Here is a 21,188-nt window from a genome sequence, read left to right as displayed (position 1 = left end):
CATCCAGAGTTATCATTTATTTCCCTCATTTTTTTAATACCAGTTGCTTTAATCTCTCTTTCAAAAGGAGAGATTTTTTGTTAAGTTGTTTAAGCCTATCAAACAAAAAGCTGCAATTTTAAAAAACTTTATAACTTCATAATTATATTGGTTTATCAAATATAAGTAAATAAAGATTTTTACTAGAAATGTAATTTATTTCCACATACCTTTGTTACGAGGTAAATCTATTTCATGCTGCTGAGGATAAGGCTTACGAAAAGTCATACTTACATCCTCCCTAAGACTTCTTTGAATTTCCTGCGATTTGTCTTTATCCATTGAATACCTGGGATCAGGAATAAAAGGCATTTTAGCCATTTTATGAATGGTAACAGTCGGAAAATGGAAATCGACCTCTACAGTTCCCAATAGAAGGTAACACCCACCACCCTGAAAAGGGTATTCTTCAAGGCAGTTTGGAAAATGAGCGGTATCAAAATATTCTCCATCTGCATCAATCCAGGTTCCGAAATACATCGTTCCTTTCTTGGTAGGTACATGCTTTCTTGAAATCAGATAGGCAAGCATTTTAACCTGATGTTTATGAAACTTCAATAAATCCTTTACCAAAACAGAACCTCTGTACCGGATTTGTAGCAAATCAAAAGGACTGAAAGAAACAGGAAAACCTAATATCTCTATTTCGTCAAAAGCATCTTCAAACTTGTTTCTTTCTATAGAAGGAAGCTGATAATCTTTCTGAGGTTCTTCCAATAAAGTCAGATGCCTGAAAGGCACCTTATGAGTTCCCAGAAGAAATCTTGATTCAATCAGTAGTTCATGTTTTTGTTTTCCGGTAAAGCGGAATGCTCCGATAAAGATTAAAATTTGCAATGTTTCGATACCGATAGGAATTCTTTTGACAAAGTTTTCAAGAGAGGTATACTCTCCATTCTGGGTTCTTTCTTCAGGAATCAGCTGTGCTAACCTTGCCTCCAGCCTTTCAATATGCATAAACCCCAAATAAACATCCGAACCATAAACCGTTGTCTGGTACTGGCTTAAATTAACACAAGGATTGTGGATAAAAGCTCCTGACATCCTGGCTTCGTGAATATAGACTTCGGTTCTATAGAATCCACCACCATTATTGATCGCAGAAACCATAAATTCGATAGGATAGTAGACCTTGAGATATAAACTCTGATAACTTTCTACGGCATAAGAAGCAGAATGTGCTTTACAGAATGAGTATCCAGCAAAGGATTCTATCTGACGGTAAACCTCCATAGATAACTGTTCAGGATGTCCCAGATTTTTACAGGATTCAAAGAAGTTATCTTTTACTTTCTGTAAAGCTGATAAAGACCGACCTTTACCGCTCATCGCTCTTCTCAGGACATCACCATCAGGGGCGGATAATCCTCCGAAATGCAGGGCAATTTTAATAACATCTTCCTGATATACCATAATACCGTAGGTTTCTCCCAGTTCTTTTTCAAAAACCTCATGGAAGTATTCAAATCTTGTAGGATGGTTATGCCTGAAAATATATTCCCGCATCATTCCGCTTTGAGCCACTCCGGGTCTAATAATGGAAGAGGCAGCTACCAGTACTTTATAGTTGTCGCATTTCAATCTTCGGAGTAATCCCCTCATTGCAGGAGATTCAATATAAAAACAGCCAATCGTTTTTCCGGAACTTAAGAATTCATTGCATCGGGCTTCGTCTTTTGAAAGAGTTGTATCTCGGATATCAATATCAATTCCTCTTTTTTCCTTAATCAGCTTTACAGTGTCATCTATAGTTCCTAATCCTCTTTGTGAGAGAATATCAAATTTTTCAAGGCCAATCTCTTCAGCAGTGTACATATCGAACTGTACGATCGGAAAACCTTTAGGAGGCATTTCGAGTGCTGAATAATTAGTGATAGGTTCTTCGGAGATCAGGATTCCACAGGAGTGCATGCTTCTCTGGTTAGGAAACTTTTCTAAAAGCTTTCCGTAGTAATGAACCTGTCTGGATACCGAATTACTATCATGTTTCTGGATGGGTTTTGTTGCCAGTATATCAAGCTCATCTTTCGGAAGCCCAAATACTTTTCCTACTTCCCGGAAAATAGAACGGTACTTGAATTCAACATTGGTTCCACAGAAGGCAACATGGTTCTTACCATATTTGCCAAAGATATATTCAAGGATGATATCCCTGGTCTGCCAGCTCCAGTCTATGTCAAAATCAGGAGGCGTTTTACGGTTGAGGTTTAAAAACCGTTCAAAATACAGATCCAGCTCCAGAGGACATATGTCAGTAATTCCGATACAGTAGCTGACGATAGAATTGGCACCGCTGCCTCGTCCTACATGCATAAAGCCCATCCGGTTACTGTATTGGATAATATCCCAGGTGATGAGAAAATAAGCACAGAAATTAAGCTGGTCAATAACCCCCAATTCTTTATCCATTCTTGCTTTCGCCTGTAGATTATCCTCGGAATACCTTTTTGAAAGTCCCTGATACGCTAGCTTTTTTAAAAGCTTAGAATCATTTTCTTTGCTGTCAGTGAAATGCTTTTTGTTTTTAGGTGTTGAAAAATCAAAATCAAAATGGCAGCTATTGACAATATACTTTGTGTTTTCAATAATCTGTGACTCATGGTAAAATTGAGCCAGAAGCTCTTTTTTATCAGTAAACATTTCGTTGTCTTTACAGTAATCAGCTTCTGTAAGCTTACTGATCAATGTATTGTAATCAATAGCCCTTACTATTTTATGAAGCTCATATTCTTCAGTGGTGTTAAAGGTAACCGGATGAAGAATAACCATTTTATGAATGAACTGTTTTAATTCCGGTTTAATCAAAAGATTTAACTGGTTCTGTCTGATGCCTATAAATTCATGATCTGCTAATTTTTCAGGAATATTCTCCAGTGGGTAAATAACAAAAGTATCTGTAAAATCAGGATTTGCTTTAGGAATTTCAATGTCTTCACAGTTATATGCGGTTAAAAGCCTGTTGACTTCTGCAATGCTTTTTTGATTTTTGGCCAGGCAGATATAATACAGTTCATCCTGAAGCCTTATTTCCACTCCGACGATCGGTTTGATATTATGATCCTGACAAAGTTTGTAGAAATCATATATCCCGGTAATGGTATTGATATCCGTAAGAGCCAGGATTTTAATATTAAAATGTACAGCCTGCTTAACCAGTTCTTTAATAGAAATGGTTCCATACCGAAGGCTATGATAAGAATGACAATTCAGAAACATCTTGAAATTATTTTAATAAACCCGAGGCTCTTCCTACACTAGAAGTACCAAACCTGTTCTTGATTTTATCCATTGTCTGATAGAGTGACATCAACTCTTCCGTATCTTCAAAGAGATCCATTTGATGGCATCCGTGAACCAGTCCGGTAAACTTTATGCCAACCAATCTTATTCTCATACGTCTGGTATATACTTTTTTAAAGAGTTCCAAAACATACCTGAGCAGGGTGTGGTCAGCTGAGGTGTAAGGAATCCTGCATTGTTTGGTTTCCGTATCAAAATTGGAATACCGGAGTTTTACCACCACTACCGATACCAGCCATTTCTCTGCCCGGAGCTGATAACAGAGCTTTTCAACCATTCCTGAGAGTATACTTTGAATACCCTGAATATCGATGCTATCCTGAGCAAAAGTATCTTCTGTAGAAATGGATTTTCGTTCAGAATAGGGAACCACAGGATTTTCGTCAATTCCGTGTGCTTTTTTCCAAAGTTCATTTCCATTTTTACCAATCAGCTGCTGAAGAACGTCAACAGGCATTTCTGAAAGCGTTTGTATCGTTCTGATTCCCAGTCTTGACAGCAGCTGAAAAGTAACATCGCCGACCATAGGAATCTTCTTTACCGAAAGCGGGTTTAAAAACGGCTGTATGTCAGACTGTTTCACTTCCAATCTTCCGGTAGGCTTAGATTCTCCGGTTCCGATTTTGGATACGGTTTTATTGGTGGATAAAGCAAAACTTATGGGTAATCCTGTGTTTTTCTGTACGCTTTCTGCTATTTCATGAGTCCATTTATAACATCCAAAAAACTGATCCATCCCGGATAAATCCAGATAAAATTCATCAATACTTGCTTTTTCGAGAACAGGAACTTTTTCCTGAATAATCTCCGTTACCATATGGGACATATTGGAATACATTTCCATATCTCCCTTAATTATTTTAGCTTCGGGGCACAGCCGTAAAGCCATTTTAATTGGCATGGCGCTTCTGACTCCGAAAAAACGGGTTTCATAAGAGCAGGAAGCCACTACACCACGGTCTCCACCTCCTATGATGACAGGCTTTTTCTCCAATTCGGAGTTTTTCAGCCTTTCACAGGAAACAAAGAACGTATCCAAATCCATATGTACAATTGCTCTTTCCATGTGACAAAGTTAGTTACGTTTTGAAACTAAATTTGTATTTTTGTTGTCTAAAATTGTAACAATGTCAAAATTCTCTGATAACATCGTGTTTTTGAGAGGAAAGAAAAATATGACTCAGCAAGAACTGGCAGATCTATTAATTCTTACCCGATCCAGATATGTCGCCTATGAATATGGCAGAACAGAACCTCCTATTGAAATATTGCTTAGAATTTCAAAATTCTATAACATTAGCATCGACCTATTGTTGACTGTAGATGTTAGAAAATTTTCTATCGATGAACTCATGGAGCTTCCTGACAATCGAATCGTTCTGCCTATAAAGGTTGATCAAGATGGAAATAATCAAATTGAGATTATTCCCCAAAAAGCTTCAATGGGCTACCTGAATGGCTACGGAGATCCGGAATACATAGAAAGTCTGGAGACCATATCATTGCCTTTTTTAAAAGGGGGTAAGTTTAGGGCATTTCCAGCTGACGGAGATTCAATGCCCCCCTATAAGAACGGAACCTATATCGTGGGAAAATATGTAGAAAATCTTTCGGATTTGAAAACGGACAGAACGTATGTTTTCATTACCACCAATGATGGTATCAGTTATAAGAGGTTTCAGTTTCATGAAGCAGATGGTATATGGGTGAAGGCTGACAATCAATTTTATGAACCTTATAAAATTCCATTGTCTGAAATTAAAGAAATCTGGGAGTTTGCCTGTAGTATTAATACCAAAGAATATGAGCCTGATGAATTTTCAGAACATCATATTCAAAGTTTTATCACAGAAATTAAAACTGATATCAGACAGATCAAAGAAAAAATGGGAGATAAGAATTAAATTTATTTTGAGTACATGGCATAATCAAAAAACTTCCCCGAAGGGAAGTAAAAACACAAATGATGAAAAAAAATTATTCCGTAGAAACGGAATGAGACAAAGTTAAATGTTTTACATACAAATTACAATGACCCAGCTGAGTTTATTTGATACAGAAGAATTCTATGAGTTTCCAAAAGACCTTTTGGAATACAGAGAGAATTTCTTGAGCCGGGAAGAAGCTGACCTGCTTAGAAACAAATTATTGGAAACTGCACCCTGGGAACAGCGTACCCAGAAAATGTACGATAAGATGGTACTTACTCCACGGTTGACCGCTTGGTATGGAGATTCAAAATATAACGATTCCGAAGAAAATAAAAAGCCAACCAATCCATGGACTTCTGAATTGTTCTCCTTAAAACAAAGAATTGAAAAGGAATTTGGCTGTCAGTTCAATGGTGTTTTGCTAAACCTGTATCGTGACCATAATGATTCCGTTGCATGGCATCGGGATAAGGAAAGCCGATATGGAAAACGTCCCGTTATTGCATCAATCAGTCTTGGACAAACCAGAAACTTTGATTTCAGGAAGAAAGATCATCATCAAAGCAAATACAGTTTGCCACTTCCTAATGGCTCACTCCTTATTATGAAGGGAGACTTACAAGAAAATTGGGAACATCGCATTGCTAAATCAACGATACGAATGAAAGAACGAATTAATCTGACTTTTCGATTAATAAAGTCTTAAGAATAAACCTGTTCAAGAGTATGTTATAATTTTTGCAAATGCTTTTCGGCACATTCGTGTAAAATCTTGTCAATTTCCGAATCAATCTCAGGGGAGATATCTTGTGTCCTGCCAAATCCGACTCTACCGCTTCCAGACTGTCCGAACGAAATCATATACGCTGTTGAAAGATCTATTTTTTCTTTAGAAAGAAAATCTTTATGTTTTTCATTAAGTTCTGCTATTTTAATTTCAACACAGTCTGAAAATCTTTCAGCACCATTTCCAAAAAGCTGTTCAGTTAAGCCCATAGTCTTTATTATTTTACTATAAATATCGATTTTTTTGATAAAAGATTTACTACTAATAAAATAAATCTCTTCGTTACTACGAAAAAGTAGTGATTTTATATCATTCCTGTTGTTCAATTTTACATCACCAACAATCATAAAAATCACAGTTATGAATATTGAGAGAACAGAATTTATAGCCTGGATGGAGAGAATCATGGAAAGATTTGATATTCTAAAAGAACAGATGATTAAGAACCAGTCCAGATTTATAGAAATTGATGGAGAACAGCTTTTGGACAACCAGGATGTTTTACAGCTTTTAAAAATAAGCTCCAGATCGTTACAACGATATCGAACGGATAAAAAGCTGCCTTACTATACCATCAGCGGAAAGCTTTATTATAAGCTTTCTGATGTTCATCAACTGATCAGAGAGAGCCTAAGCTCTTCATTATGATCAAGACTTCAACAGCCAAATACACTACTGTAATTCCAAATTTTATGAATTCGTGATCGACTAAATACCTTCATCCCATTAAATAAAATAAGATGGAAGATGAAATAGTAAATTCTCAGGAAACCAGTGAAATCAAACCAACAAGAGATACACTCCTTGTCCTGAACATTCATACCAACCAAGTTGAATTGGTCAGAGGAATTGATCAAGATGGGAATCTGCAAAAGGTTCCTCCAAAAGAAAAAAAGGATAATGAACAGCTGATCACGGTAGATAAGCACGGCGATCTATTCTCCAACTTCTTTTCCAATTTTTACCGGCAGCTTAAAAATCCCACGCATTTCAACTTTTTCAAAGTTTCAGAATACGATGCTGTTAATACCGCTAACGATCTTCAAAAATATGTCGATCAGGCATCCCCCGAAGAAAAAGAAAAGCTGAAAGACTACGAAGTTTTACCTAAAAACAATAACAATCCCAAAAATCAAAATACAATGGACAACAACACAGAAAATCAGGAATATCGTTTTCAGCCTGAACAGATCGACTGGAAAACGATGGAAAAATTCGGACTTAATCAGGAGAAGCTTGAAAAGATGAATGCTATGGATTCATTACTCCGAGGTTTTAAAACCAATACACTGATTCCCATTACCATTAATCTGGGAACGGCGGTTAGCAAGATGGATGTTCGACTATCCCTTCAAACAGGAGATACCGGACAAGTTGCTGTTCATCTGCATGGTATCCGAAAAGAACCTAACCTCAATATGAAATTCCTCGGGCATCAGTTCAGTGATGAAGACAAAAAGAATCTTAGAGAAAGCGGAAATATGGGTAGGGTAGTAGATCTGGTCAATCCTAAAACAGATGAAATCATTCCATCAGTCATCAGCCGTGACCGTTTAACCAACGAATTGGTTGCTTATAGAGCGGAGTACATGAAAATTCCTAATGAAATCAAAGGAATACAACTCGATGAACATCAGAAGCAAACCTTACTCGAAGGTGGACCATTATATCTTGAAGGAATGACTTCTAAAAAAGGAGAATCTTTCGATGCCACCGTACAGTTTAATGCAGATATCAGATCTCCAATTGATGGATGAAGAACATGGAGCATTTTGGGTTTCGGTTATTACAGATGATGAAAATGTAATTGAAGTAAATAAAGATTTATCACTTATGGTAATTTTTGCAGGGAAACAAACTAAATATCAGCCTAAAGATTGGAATGAAGTTATCGAGCTTTATAAGCTATTATTGGCTGGCGAATCCGATATAATACTCGAGAGAGTAAAATAAAGAATTAATATGTCTTATAAAAGATATATAATGGCGAACCATCAAAGGTAAATGCGCAAATAGATTGCGTAGTCATAATGCTTAATCTATTCTAAAGTTATTCAATTTGATTATAACTGTCAGATTAAGTATTGACTAATTCAACTAATTCAATCTTAGCTATTACAATTAAAATAATCTTTTAATGGAATTCTTTTTATTTAAAATTTCATTTATTTTACTATTATCGATACCTATTAGTGAAAGTACGCAGCAAGTTAGTAAAACTCGTAGTTTATTAGTTTCCTCCAATAGTTCTTGCCCTAATAACTCATTTCCTTTACGATCGTAAAAATGAGAATAATAATTTCTAGTTTTTACTACTCTGTCAACTTTAATATTGCTATTTCGAATAAGGTGTACGGCATTGAAATTATTTATTAAATCGTTTATTCTCTCCTTTAGAATCTTATCAGTACCTATAAATCTCTGATGATAACCTTCCAAAGACTGTATAATAGTTAGGAAATCAAGACTTGAAAAGTATCCTTTTTGTTGAATACTAGCTATTAAATGATTTCGAATTGGGGTGAGACGATCACTTTCTTTAAACCATTTTAGTATTACTTCAGGGAAAATATCAGAAATATCATCATAAGTAAATAAAAAATTTGTAGAATCAACTTTTTGGGTAGACTTTTTCTTACTTATGAAATATAATTTTATAGGATCAGAATTCTGAGGAATATTTTGTTGATTATATAAAAAAAGTTCTGTTATTAGAACAGGAATTTGTGTTGCTAACGTTATAAATTTACAAGTAATAAATACCTTTTCTAATAAAACTGAAAAACTCTTCTTTTCTTTACATACTATTGATAGAGCCGTGGTTTGGCTAAAATTAAATTCTGTGTTTTCAAAATTTCCATTAAATTGACTCTCCCCGCTAAGGGTCAATTGATATCCTTCTGTGATATCAAAATTCTTTTTCCAGTAGGAATCTTGATCCGTAGAAACTTCTACTTTTTTCACTTTATTATTACGTTCACCAAAATAAAATGATTTTTCAATAATGGCAGGCTGTTTCCATTGAGAAAAAATGGGAGAGAATAAAGAAATTTTATCAAAGAATTTATCTTCAGTAGAATTTAAATGTAAACCTTCTAAGGTGTATAGGCATTCATAAGTACTTAAGTGGACAGAATTCAATGAATTTATATTTAATGACTCTCGACAATTAAATAAGGTTATTTTTTTATTATCATTAATATCACCATATATTGTTTCTACAGTTGATACCTTATTTTCCAATATTCTTTTTATAATTTCTGATTCTGTATGATAGCAACCAAATAATTCTAACACTATCTTTTCAGGCTTGATTATTAATGTTCCGCCAATTTTGTTTTCTGGATTGCTTGGCAAGTACCAAAGTCCTTTGAATTCTTTATTTTTTTTCATGGATTTATATGACTGAAAATATTCTAATAAATTCTTTATAATAGAGCGTTACTATAGCATTCTAATTTGTATATTAATTTATTCTTTACCATTCCCATCTATTTTTCTTCTTGATTTCTAACGAGTTTTTATCAACATCTTCCATTAAATTGTCTTCTGCATTTTTAGCCGGATTGTACCAATCGAGTTTTTTTTCAGCCCAATCAAGCCATTCTTTGTCTGTAGTATTAGTAGATTTCAAATGCTCAAAATACTCCTTTAAAATCATAAACTTCTTCCATCGATGGGCATCATTATAGAAATAAATAAATTTTGTAAGCTCTTCATCCTTCAATTTTTGTTTTGCTTCTTCAATCTTTCTAAGCTCCTCTCTCTTTTCACTTTCAATTTTCCACACTCTTCTATTTTCAGCCATTCTTTGAAACTCAGTTTCAACTTTTATCAAAATTTTTTCAATTTGATCTTCAACGAGTAACTTATCTGTGTCTGCAAATTCAATAGTCCCATATTGCACGATCTTAACTGCTAGTTTTCCATTTGCTATTAAATCTCTGCTTTTCCATCCTCTTTCATTCGTTGTATCTTTAATATTGCTTTTTTCTTTAATATATAGTGTAATTTTATCTTCATATGCTGCAAATTTTAATCCTTCAGAATCTACACTTACCTTATATCCTAAAGTTTTAAAATTCTTTATCAGATTATCCAGTATTCTTAATGAACGAGACACATTTTTTGGAGAAACAACAATATTAGGTAACCCTCTATCAGTAGAAATAGTTCCTTTTATCTTTTCATAAGAATCATGAACTTTTTTCGTGTCAAGGTTAGCTTGTGCTTTACTAACGATTTCGTCCGGCTTACTTAACCGTTCGGATACTTTTAAAATTAATGCGGAATTGCTTTTGATTTTTTCGGTAACAATCTGTTTGAGTGAATTTATAGGATTAGGATCATTTTTAGTTCTATCCACATGAATTTTTATCTCTTTTTCATTTTCTTGTTGAGGCAATAGGGTTTTTACTACTTTCTTTCCAAATTGTAATTTTTGCCAGTATCCCATAGGAGGTAAAGGGATATCAAATTTTTTACAGATCTTTCTTAGTCCGTTATCAGACAAATTAAATTCTTTAGATAATGTAGTTAGAGGTGTAGCCCACACCTTATCATAGAGTTCTGTACGGGTAAGCTTAATGATATTATTCATTATAGTATCTTAAATAGATTTAGGGATTATAGTAATTTTAAAACTTTCAGAAAATTTTCCTGTTCTTAAATGTTTTATTATAATTTAGGTGTAAAATTTTATTAGTCAGGAAATTCTTTATTTAAATCGTTTTTAAATCCAAGTTGGGATAATACTATACATATTGCAATTTTTCTTAAACAATAAACTTGTAGTTGTAGCTGATCTGGTTTTATAGAATTGAGGCTCCCATGTGTAATAGCATCCCTTGTTTTCTTTAGTTTTGCAAAAGGATACCCGAAAATTTCAGGATCAACATTATTGATTCGTAAAGTCTCTTCTAATGGGCTCTTAAATGGTTTAAATTCTAACTTATCAATAATACCTCTAATTTTCTTTTCAAATTCCATCTGATCTTTTTTAGCTACCAGATAATTTTTTAGAGTTTTATATACCTGATCTGAAATAGATTTTTTATCAGTATTAAAGGCAAACTTTTCTTGTTCTTGCTTAATATTAAAAATCTCAATAATATTAAAGAGAAGCAGAAACGCTGATGAAAAATCAACTTCCCTTGAATGAAGGATATTATCAATAGCTTTTGAAATTTTCTTTTCATTCTGACTATATTTAAGGTACCAATTCTTTTTCAAAAAATTTTCAATTCGATTATTTTTTTTCAGAAAAATGGATACCGTTTCCATGTCTGAAACATATGTTTGGTTATTTGGCTCTGTATCTCGAAATATATATATATCTTTTTCTGTACGGAAAATAAGTTTTTCCATTGTAACTCTAACATTGAAAAAGAATGAAAATAGATTGCAAATAATTTCAATGTGATGCTTAATTTCATCATAGTCAATGTTTTCAAATTTGAAGTTAATTGTTCCTTGCTTTTTTACAGTAAATTCTTCACTCCCTCTATGCTCATTACTTGTATATTCTAGTTCTGGTCTGAAAGACATATTGTCAATTTTATAGAAATTGGACATACCATCCATCCTTGATATTGAAAATGTATTTTTATTACGATGATTAGTGAAAAAAGAATAAAATTCATTAACAACTTGTAAACCATTTTTATTTAGAAAGGTAATACCATTGTTGATATTTTCTTTATCTGTATTATCCTTAATAATGCAAATATTGGTTAACCATATTGTAAAATATCGATATTGTTCATTGGTTTGAAATGATAAGACTTTATAAATTCTACTTTTATCAAGAATTAATGAAACTTTAGAGTCAATAATGTGAAAATTCTCTTCAAATAAACCTAAAGGATTTTCTGAATTAGAATAATAAGCATCTATTCTTGAGGTGATATCATTTTCAATAATTTGGATATATATTTCTTTATCTGAGACAAAAAGATGAGCATGGTGCTCTTTATCAGATATTCTTTCATCTTTAAATTTAAGGTCTAAACAGTAATAATTTTTCATGGAAAGGTTAATTTTGAGTATGGTACTTTAAAAAGTTCGACAACACTCCTGAAGGGGTTTTAGCATTTTTATTAAGAATCTTGGTATTGGCAAAAACAATGAAATTATCTTTGGCCCTAGAAACAGCTACATTGAGCATATTCGGTTTGTTATCTCTATCGAAAAATAATGTGCCTTTATCTTCATCACCATAGACCATTGAGAATAAGACAATAGGTCTTTCAGCACCTTGTAGCGCGTGAACTGTTCCTATTTTAAAGTCCTCAACTTTAAATCCTGCATCTTTTAAAGCCGATTTTAAGCTGTTTTTTTGTCCTGTAAATGGTGTAATAATACCAACAGCGTGTTCAATTGACTTATATTTCTTTTCAATTTCTGTTTTGTTGTCTGTCAGCCAGTTAATAATTGTTTTAACTTCTTCAATATTAAACCTGCTGCCATTTGGGTTTCTTGTTGATTGGCCTTCAACATGAATACAATGCATTGGCGGGAAAAGCAAATCTTTTTCTGCTTTTCCTCTTAATGGAATAAGTTTTCCGTCATAAGCTAAAACATTACAATAATTAATAATTTCATCATAACATCTTCTATGTTCTGTTAGCAGGACCCCTTTTTCATGCAAATTTGGCTCTTTAAATCCCGATGCATTTTGAGCCATTTTCATAATACTTCCGGTAGAAGAAAGAAAACCTTTAGGGTCAAATTGTTTTTCGTAAACAATATCATCATAGTCCTCGATAATTTCACACTTTTTAAGGTTACCAATATCAATTTTATGGGTAACGTTCCAAATGGGCTCAATCTGTTTTACATCTCCTACAACAACAGTCTGTTTAGCTAAAGCAAATGTGGCAACACCTACTTCAGGAGAAACCTGGCCTGCTTCATCAACAATGAGAAGATCAATAAAATTAAATAGAGGTGGATTATCATGTATTTTGTTGCCTTCTCCGCTCATCCTTAAAAATTTATAAAAACTGAAAAACTTTGGCGCCATGAAGAATGTACTGACAAAGCATGGTGTAAGCATTGCATGTCTTTTCCATCTGTTAATCATAGGTTCTTTCCCTTTCCCATTAAATTTGGGATCACGAAGATCTGCTTCAAGTTGTAGTAGATACCTTCCTTCCCAGTAATGTAAAGCCAATTGAAATGCTTTATGGCGAAGAGAAACATCAAGTTCATCATAAAAAGAGTTGACATTTATCTTTTCTTTTATTTTTAGGTGCTCACTTTCCCAATACTTTTCTTCTGAACGTGGAGGGTTACCTTTAATTGAATTGTTATTCTTCCATAGTTTCCATTTTTCAATGGAACCAATAATCTTTTTAGCGGTATTTATCTTAGAATCTATTGTATCAAGAATTTCATTTTTCTTGAACACAAAATTTTCAGGAATTGCAATTTGGGAATCTCTAAGAATTATTTTTACTTCCGAAGCTCGGTTTTTTAGAGCAGACTGTATTCCCAGAAAGCAAAAAACTTTTCTGAAAAATGGTTCATTGTTAAAATATGTAATAATATTTTGTTCAGTTTTAGTCAGGTCCTCAACATCATTTTTGAGTACATCTTCATTGAGCAAATCTTCCTGATAATAATTGGAAACTTTCGAATTATTGAGAAGGTAATTAGACGTAAATACATGTTCGGATTGTAAGTAATCCTTCCACGTATCACCAGAGTCTTTAAGGATCTGTTCAATGTCTGAAATTTCTTTTTGTAATTTTTGAACTACTGAAGATAAACTGAGAGCGGTAGAATTAAAGTATTCGTTACTTTTCTGTAAAAAATATTCTTTAGCGTCCTGTAAAAACTCTAAATTCTCTATATCGTTAAAAAGGCCATTACCATTTAGTTTTTTATAGTTAATCCCTTTTAATTCGCTTTCTTTTTTATTGGTAGAGGGAAGGTAAGTGGCATAACCATCAACATCTGGAATCCACCTGCCCTGTAATTTTCCTTCTCTTGTATTGGACCGGGAAAAACTGTCTATGATATTGGTAACCGCCTGGTTATTGGTAGAACAGGCTAAAATAACAGGCGCATCTTCTCCTTTCAGTGCGCTTTCAACCATCTTATTGGCAACTATACTTTGTAACAGCGTTGTTTTTCCCGTACCTGGTGGACCATTGACTGCAAAAACCTTTTCATTAGATCCTAAAAGAGTATTTAGACTTTTTCTTTGTGAAATGGAAATAGGAAAATCAAACCCCATCTGCCCGAGGTGCAAATCATTGGTATTTATTAAATCAGGGACGGTAATAGGTAACTTTTCCTGATTGTTATTTAAGGTTATAAAAGACTGTAAAAGTTCGGGAAGATTCTTTTGGTGAAGAATTTTTTCATACAGCTCTATGATTCCCATTGCAGCATTCATTTCCTCTTGTGGAAGTAACACTATGGCATTAAAGATCGTTTCATAAGCTCCTGAGTGGTATTCGCATAGCTCCTGACCGGTAACTTTTTTAAATATATCCTGTACGTATTGTATATACTCGGGATATTTTGAATAATTTTCTTTTCCTAGAGTGGTAGCTAAATCTACTTCTTCAATACTCCCGAAAATAAATTCAGTACGTTCATCAGCAAGGGGTTCCAGATACTGTCTTTGAAATAAAGGAAACATTTCGTCAGGAATATAGAGTTTTCCATTCCTATTTAAATAAGCAGAATACCAAAAAGGAAATTTGGGTTTCTTATCTTTGAGATGAACGAGATGGTCTGTTGCCGGTTTAAGCTTGAATGGAGCAATTACTACAAATATATGGTCTATAGTGATCCAGTCTTCATCGTCTTTATTTTTAATCCCTCTTTTTGCATTGATTCTTCTTTCTTCGGAATCAATAAGTGTATTAACTTTTTTAAGATCAGCAATAGAATTGTCTTCAATTTTGAAATCTTCAATTTCAAAATGCTGAGAACCGTCAATTTCAATATTGGTATTAAGGGAGTCTGCTAAATTTTTTTTCCAGTAGGTGAGCCATTTATGATGTTCTTGATTCATTTGTGATTGGTTAGTAAAAGTCATATCAAGCTAAAATAAGATAATTATATGAGATTGTTTTATGGGAAGCCGTAAAATAGATAAGTTAATACATATTACAACCGAGGGTAGAGTTTAGAAAAGTTTGTATTAAAAATATAGAAAAGATTTTCCATTAAATATTTCTTTATAGATCTCTGATGTGAAAACGTGGGAAAGTAGATCATAATAGGCAAATACTGAAGTTGATTTTTAAGATTGTTATCAAATATTGTAGAGGGAAGCAAGAATATTTTTAATTCAAAATTATAATAAAAGCTTTTAAAACATACTTGGATATGTTTTTACATAGTTTTTTGTAATTTTGGAGTGTTGTAAAAAAAATTAATTATCCAGCTTTTAGAAATTTAAAGTTATAGGTTAGATTACTGTTTTTTTATCTGATTTCCAGTTATAAAAACTTTAAAATTGATTTGCAAAAAAACTAAACCAATAGAAAAGTCAAATTATGAATACATTGAAAGTTATCAAGGCTGGTAATGGTGATTCTTTATTAATGCGTTTTTTGGGTGATGACTCAACGTATAAAAATATTCTTATAGATGGGGGGAATAAAAAGTCTGAATACCGAAAATATCTGAAATCAGAAATTATAGAAATTCAAAATAATAAAGAGTATATAGATCTACTAGTTATTACACATACTGATCAGGATCATGTAAAAGGAATTCAATATTTATTAGAAGATGAAGATATTGATAAATCAATTATTAAGAATGTTTGGTTTAATAATTTTTTTTCTTCTTATTTCGTAGAAAGTAATGATATAAGCTATATTGAGTCTTGCAAAATTCAAAATCTTTTAGAAAGTTATCAGATTCCAAGAAATAATAAGATAATCGCGGACGATTTAGAGGAATTTGTTTTTTTTGGTGCAAAAATAACCATATTATCTCCGTATATGTCAGATTTGCAACAGCTTATAAGTAAGAACGAATTGGACATCTCAACTGAGGGTAATGATTATCGCTTTTCTATAAGGGAGCTAGTTACAAATAATAGCAGAATTTTTGTAGATAAATCTGAAGATTTAGACCAAACACTGGAAAATCGTGTTAGTATTGCATTTCTCTTCGAAATTAATGATACATCAATATTATTTTTGGGAGATGCAAATCCCGATATTATTGTAAACTCAATTAGGAAACTTTTAGTTAAAAAAAATCAAGATGTATTAGTGGTTGATTATGTCAAACTATCTCATCATGCCAGTCACAGAAGTATTAGTCTTGAAATGACGAAACTAATAAGTTCAAATCAATATATAGTCAGTTCAAATAGATTAAAATCTAACCTACCTAACAAACTATCATTTGCAAAAATTTTAAATCGTAAGAATAAAGGACTAATAAAAGATCACTTTTATTTTAATTACAGTGATGAAGAAGTTCCAAATGATAAACGATTAAATTTTTCAGCTGAAGAAATGGCTGAGTTTGGTTTTGAATATAACAACCCCAATTATAAAAACGGATATTTGATTAAGCATGAGTAATTTTTCCTATAATTTAAATGATCATCAAGAAACAGTTCTTAAATCGAACACTGTACGATTGGAACCTAACTTTAGAGGAACTACAAAATCAATAAAGGGTACTGGTGTTGTGTATAAGACTTTAGATAACTCAGGAATTCATTATATTTTTACTGCATTACATTGTTTATTTGGTAAAAGAAACGGTGAAACTTTCACAGATGAATCTATTTTTGAAAGTGTTCAAATCTTTAGACAAGTTGAGAACGGTAATTATCAGGAATTCAATGTAAAAAAAGAAAATATAATAGCATTAAAAGACCAAGATTTAGCACTTATTTTAATTGATTTTACTAAATCAGCTGTAAGAGATGCACATTTAGTTTCAGATAACTTAGCCCAGATAATAATTGGTAAATCTACATATAAAGGTTATTATAACTCATATGGCTATCCACAATTTATGGATAATAATCCTCACAATCTTTTATTTCATTATAAACTTTCAGCAAACGGCACTAATTTTATAAATTTAGAATGTAAAACTAATATTAACGCCGAAGAAGCTAAAGAAAAAATTTCAGGATATTCTGGTGCAGGCTTATTTCAGTCAAATAAAGCTATTTTAAGTGGTATTATTACACAAATTTCTGATGAAAACGGATTTGCAAGTTCCATTATTGCAAAGAAAATTGATGTTGAATTAATAAATAGAGTTCTAGAAGAAAGGGATAATAAACTTTGTAAAGTTCAATGCATAGATGATACATCTAAAATAACATTAGAAAAAGATGGAAGTCTCGTAAATTATGAAAAAGTAATAATTAATGGTTGTGAGCTAAATATTTGGAGAGCTTTGAAGCGTTTAAAACAAGATTTAAAGGATGATTGGTTTCAAGATCCTCTTAACTTTAGATTTTTGTTATCAAAAAAGACATTTTATGATCGAGTTAAAAACTATATAGGAAAATTAGATGTTTATCAGCCAACTGCTGTTGCAAAACATTTTACAGTTCCAAAATCAGGATTTTCGACTAGACCTACTATTGAAACAAGTTTTATTGATAGAGTTATTTATCAGGCTTATGCAGATAAATTAGCTGAAAAACTTGACTTTATACTTCATCGACAAATATATTCTTTTCGATATAATTCTGGTAGAAATTCAGTTAAATATATGTATCATTATTCGATTGAACAATGGAAAAAATATGTTTTTCAAACCAAATTTGTATTAAATGAAAAATATCCATATTTAGTCGTTGCAGATATAACAAATTTTTTTGAGAATATAAATACAAAGCTATTACTAGATTACTTAGAATCTTTGGTTCATGATTATGTTATTAAATCAGAAACTGGTGAATTGCTTAGAATAATAAATTCAATTGGGAAATTAATTACTAAATGGAATGAAAAACAAGTAAATTCAGAATTTGGAATTCCTCAAAATAGAGATGCTTCATCTTTTCTAGCAAATCTTTATCTTAATAAAATAGATCAAATAATGATTTATTCTAACTGTCATCAACACTACTATAGATATATGGATGATATACGAATTGTTTGTGAAACAAAAGCAGAAGCAATAAAAGCAATATACGATTTATCAGTAGCATTAAGAGAATTAGGATTGAATCTGAATTCATCAAAAACCACTATTTTAGACTACAATGATATAAATGACAGAAATAGAATAAAAGAATTTTTACCAGATTCATTAATTCAAATTGAACAAATAAATAGTTTGTTATCAACAAAAAGAAAAAGAGATGTTCAAATTGCTGTACATATGACTTATAAATTATTTCTTGATGCAGTTGAAAGTAATATTGACCATGAAGACAAATATATTCAACGACGAAAAATAGCATTTTGCATTACTAAACTGCAACTATTTGCTAGAACAAAGGGGTTGAAGGATTGTATTGATTTTAAAAAAATAATTGAATTTGTTCTAAAGGAGTTAGAAAATCAACCCTGGCTTACCTCTTCATTTATAAAGTTGCTTATGTCTATAGACAAATCATATTTCAAACTTTCCGATTTTGATCAAATAAAGAAAATCATAAATAATAATTTGAAAAATATTTATGAAAGTCAAACTTATTTTTTATGGCTTTTTATGAGCTTTATGAAACATGATGATAAAAATTTAATTAGAATGGCAATTGATAACATAAAAAGTACTAATCAAGTTAATCAAGCTAATACAGCTGGATCCTATATTTATTTAGCATCAATTAACTGGAGAAATTATAAACAAGTAATGCTTAGCGCATTCAATAAAGGTAATTTAGCAGAGAATTACTTTTTACAACGTAATGCCTTAATTGCTTTGAGAAATGTAAACCCTAAAGAACTAAAAAATGAAATAATTTTGGGAGATTTAAAAGACTTGCATGAGAAATTATATGATGAAAAATTGGAAGAATTTGTTTCTGATTTACCTCAATTGAAAGTTTCAGATATTATTAAAAATACAGCTCCATTAATTTCTCTTTAAAATATGAATATTATTGTAATCAAACAAACGACATATATAAAGGGGGCTGAAGAAAACTTATTTTATATAAAAGAAATTGGTAAACCTTTTACAATTCAAAAAGATGAGTTAAATGTGGATGGAGCAAAAATGATAATTTCATTCAATTTTGAAAACTTGATTCACCATATTGAAATTGAAAAAAATGTTCACTATTTTGATTTGGAAAAAGTTAAAAAACAGATAACTGGCCGTTCAAAGAAAGAATTTAAAAAGAATGATTTTCCCTGGAACATTTGGAATGCAATATATTCGTTAAATTATCAAGAATTTTGTACTTCTAAGAATGAATTTGAAGATAAGGTTCGAACCGCTAAAGAATTTTTTTATGGAAATAATAGTGGTGAGTTAGATATAGCTAATCAAGTTCCCTTTTTACTTGATTGTCTAGAAAAATTATATTTTGATATAAGTGAAGAATTATCAAATTCAATTGAATTTGCTAGGTATATTAATATTGAAAAGAAACTCCATAATATACTACTTAGAACAACTAAAAAAGGAATTGCTTTTGATATTGAAATAGTTAAAAAACATATAGCAGAAATTGAAACAGAATTATATAAATTTAGAAATGAACTTCAATTAGATTATGGAATTTTTTCAAAATACGATTATAGGAATTTAGAAAATAATTTAATTAATTTTATCCCAAAGAGTTTAAAATACAATTCAAAGGGTTTTTGGAAATATTTAAAATTAAAGAGAGGGAAGCATCCTTTATTCGACCTACTTTTAAATGAAAGGAAACTATCGAAAAATAAAACTATTCTAACACGAATAGGCTCATTATTGGATAATACTATTTATCCATATTTTGACTATTTTGGTACAATTACCAGCAGGATTCTTGTCATTTCACCATCACTCCAGCAACTAAATAAAAAATATCGAGATATTATTGTTCCAGCTGATGGGAAATGCCTATTATACTTCGATTATAGCCAGTTTGAAGCAGGACTGCTCGCCTCAAAAGCTGATGACGATAATTTGATCAAAATGTATGAATCTGATATTTATCATGGAATTGTTAAAAGTATTGGAGATGACAAAATAACGAGAGATGAAGCAAAGCAGTTTTTCTATTCATATTGTTATGGAGTTGAGAGGCAAAATGTAACTAATGATTTTTTTCGTCAATTTCCTAATTTAATTTTATATGAGAATTTAGTCTCAAAAGAGTTTGAACAAAATGGTTATATAGAAACAGAATTTGGTAATAGAAGATATAGAACAATGGGTATTGAAAGTATTAATGATGAAAAATGGTTGATCAGTCAAAAGATTCAAGGTCTAGCATCAATAATATTGAAGAAAGTAATTATATCAATAAATGAAAATTATCCAGAGGTAGATTTTTTATTGCCTATGCATGACGCAATTTTATATCAAGTTAATCAGGTTGATGTAGAAAAATATCAAAAGGAACTTAGCTATATTTTTGAATCCGTTATGAAGGAATATTGTGAGAAATTAACTCCAAAGGTTATTTTAAAAGATTTTACTAAATAACTTTCTTATTAAGTACTAGTAATCACCATAGATTTTAGAAATAGATTTTCGGTAAATTAAATGAATTTTTGACAATAGACTAGACTAAAATCTATGGATTTAAAAGATAAAAATAGCTAAATTCTATTTTAGATGCAATCGTGGTTATAAATTGATGATCACAAAAGAAAATAATCTTCATCTATACTTAAGGTTTTCTTCTATTTTGATTTTTAAACTTTTTTTGAAGATGTTCAATTTCTAATTCAACTCTTTTTAATTCAGAATCATCCAATTTTTTAAACAAAATTAATATATCAATTTCTAAAAAGTTAGCCAGTTTTACTAGATTTTCAATTGTTGGATTTGTCAATCCTCTTTCAATTCTACCAATATGGTCTTTAGAGATATTCAATTCCAGACCAACTTGAAATTGTGATAATTCTTTCCTAAGCCGATAGACTTGAATAAATTTACCTATTTGAAACTTTAAATTCTCTACTTCCCATTTATACATGTAGTAAATTTTGTTTTTTTAATATGTTTTCATG

The 21,188-nt window shown here is 31.5% G+C and carries 16 protein-coding genes; 8 read left to right on the top strand and 8 right to left on the bottom strand.

Features of this window, described 5'->3' with window-relative positions:
- Window positions 1–195 precede the first annotated feature (195 nt).
- Window positions 196–3,255 (bottom strand): DNA polymerase III subunit alpha, encoded by a 3,060-nt coding sequence (locus tag J2786_RS06445; protein WP_310024343.1) that lies wholly within the window; start codon window positions 3,253–3,255, stop codon window positions 196–198.
- A gap of 7 nt (window positions 3,256–3,262) precedes the next feature.
- Window positions 3,263–4,405, bottom strand: coding sequence for a DNA polymerase IV (gene dinB, locus J2786_RS06440; protein ID WP_310024340.1), 1,143 nt, complete (start codon window positions 4,403–4,405; stop codon window positions 3,263–3,265).
- A 61-nt stretch (window positions 4,406–4,466) separates the two neighbouring features.
- Between dinB and J2786_RS06435 the strand changes: the two genes are divergently transcribed.
- Window positions 4,467–5,243 carry an XRE family transcriptional regulator gene (locus J2786_RS06435; protein WP_142016380.1) on the top strand — a complete coding sequence of 259 codons (777 nt, stop codon included), beginning with the start codon at window positions 4,467–4,469 and terminating at the stop codon, window positions 5,241–5,243.
- A 106-nt stretch (window positions 5,244–5,349) separates the two neighbouring features.
- Window positions 5,350–5,976 carry an alpha-ketoglutarate-dependent dioxygenase AlkB family protein gene (locus tag J2786_RS06430; protein WP_310024337.1) on the top strand — a complete coding sequence of 209 codons (627 nt, stop codon included), beginning with the start codon at window positions 5,350–5,352 and terminating at the stop codon, window positions 5,974–5,976.
- Window positions 5,977–5,999: 23 nt separating this feature from the next.
- On the opposite strand, the gene J2786_RS06425 is transcribed toward J2786_RS06430, so the two are convergent.
- Window positions 6,000–6,404, bottom strand: coding sequence for a hypothetical protein (locus J2786_RS06425; protein ID WP_142016377.1), 405 nt, complete (start codon window positions 6,402–6,404; stop codon window positions 6,000–6,002).
- 13 nt (window positions 6,405–6,417) lie between these two features.
- Between J2786_RS06425 and J2786_RS06420 the strand changes: the two genes are divergently transcribed.
- The 3 genes from J2786_RS06420 (at window position 6,418) to J2786_RS06410 (ending at window position 8,010) form a co-directional block, all read left to right on the top strand.
- On the top strand, window positions 6,418–6,705 hold the full coding sequence (locus J2786_RS06420) for a helix-turn-helix domain-containing protein (protein WP_123861603.1): 288 nt from the start codon (window positions 6,418–6,420) through the stop codon (window positions 6,703–6,705).
- 92 nt (window positions 6,706–6,797) lie between these two features.
- Window positions 6,798–7,814 (top strand): DUF3945 domain-containing protein, encoded by a 1,017-nt coding sequence (locus J2786_RS06415; RefSeq protein ID WP_310024331.1) that lies wholly within the window; start codon window positions 6,798–6,800, stop codon window positions 7,812–7,814.
- Entirely contained in the window at window positions 7,807–8,010 is a 204-nt protein-coding gene (locus tag J2786_RS06410; RefSeq protein WP_310024329.1) for a hypothetical protein, read from the top strand. The genes J2786_RS06415 and J2786_RS06410 overlap by 8 nt, the downstream gene beginning before the upstream one ends.
- A gap of 168 nt (window positions 8,011–8,178) precedes the next feature.
- Here J2786_RS06410 and J2786_RS06405 read toward each other — a convergent pair whose 3' ends face one another.
- From J2786_RS06405 to J2786_RS06390, 4 genes are all read right to left on the bottom strand, one after another.
- Complete coding sequence (locus J2786_RS06405; protein WP_142016358.1) at window positions 8,179–9,450, bottom strand: ApeA N-terminal domain 1-containing protein; 1,272 nt, start codon at window positions 9,448–9,450, stop codon at window positions 8,179–8,181.
- An 85-nt stretch (window positions 9,451–9,535) separates the two neighbouring features.
- Complete coding sequence (locus tag J2786_RS06400) at window positions 9,536–10,657, bottom strand: hypothetical protein (RefSeq protein WP_142016355.1); 1,122 nt, start codon at window positions 10,655–10,657, stop codon at window positions 9,536–9,538.
- 101 nt (window positions 10,658–10,758) lie between these two features.
- Window positions 10,759–12,084, bottom strand: a complete 1,326-nt coding sequence (locus tag J2786_RS06395) for a HEPN domain-containing protein (RefSeq protein WP_142016351.1) — start codon at window positions 12,082–12,084, stop codon at window positions 10,759–10,761.
- Between the two features lie 7 nt (window positions 12,085–12,091).
- Window positions 12,092–15,088 (bottom strand): AAA domain-containing protein, encoded by a 2,997-nt coding sequence (locus J2786_RS06390; RefSeq protein WP_167497827.1) that lies wholly within the window; start codon window positions 15,086–15,088, stop codon window positions 12,092–12,094.
- Window positions 15,089–15,575: 487 nt separating this feature from the next.
- Here J2786_RS06390 and J2786_RS06385 point away from each other — a divergent pair, with 487 nt between their 5' ends.
- The 3 genes from J2786_RS06385 to J2786_RS06375 are packed head-to-tail and all read left to right on the top strand — an operon-like array spanning window position 15,576 to window position 20,658.
- Window positions 15,576–16,622, top strand: a complete 1,047-nt coding sequence (locus J2786_RS06385) for a ComEC/Rec2 family competence protein (protein ID WP_142016346.1) — start codon at window positions 15,576–15,578, stop codon at window positions 16,620–16,622.
- 58 nt (window positions 16,623–16,680) lie between these two features.
- Entirely contained in the window at window positions 16,681–19,107 is a 2,427-nt protein-coding gene (locus J2786_RS06380; protein WP_167497826.1) for an RNA-directed DNA polymerase, read from the top strand.
- A 3-nt stretch (window positions 19,108–19,110) separates the two neighbouring features.
- A complete protein-coding gene (locus J2786_RS06375) occupies window positions 19,111–20,658 on the top strand; it encodes a DNA polymerase (RefSeq protein WP_142016340.1) in 1,548 nt (515 codons plus the stop codon).
- 187 nt (window positions 20,659–20,845) lie between these two features.
- On the opposite strand, the gene J2786_RS06370 is transcribed toward J2786_RS06375, so the two are convergent.
- The gene (locus tag J2786_RS06370) at window positions 20,846–21,154 is read right to left on the bottom strand and encodes a helix-turn-helix domain-containing protein (RefSeq protein ID WP_142016337.1); all 309 of its coding nucleotides are present in this window, start codon (window positions 21,152–21,154) and stop codon (window positions 20,846–20,848) included.
- Window positions 21,155–21,188: the final 34 nt, after the last annotated feature.

This window comes from Chryseobacterium vietnamense, from assembly GCF_031454475.1.
GTDB classification, from domain to species: domain Bacteria; phylum Bacteroidota; class Bacteroidia; order Flavobacteriales; family Weeksellaceae; genus Chryseobacterium; species Chryseobacterium vietnamense.
This window is presented reverse-complemented; position numbering and strand designations above follow the sequence as displayed.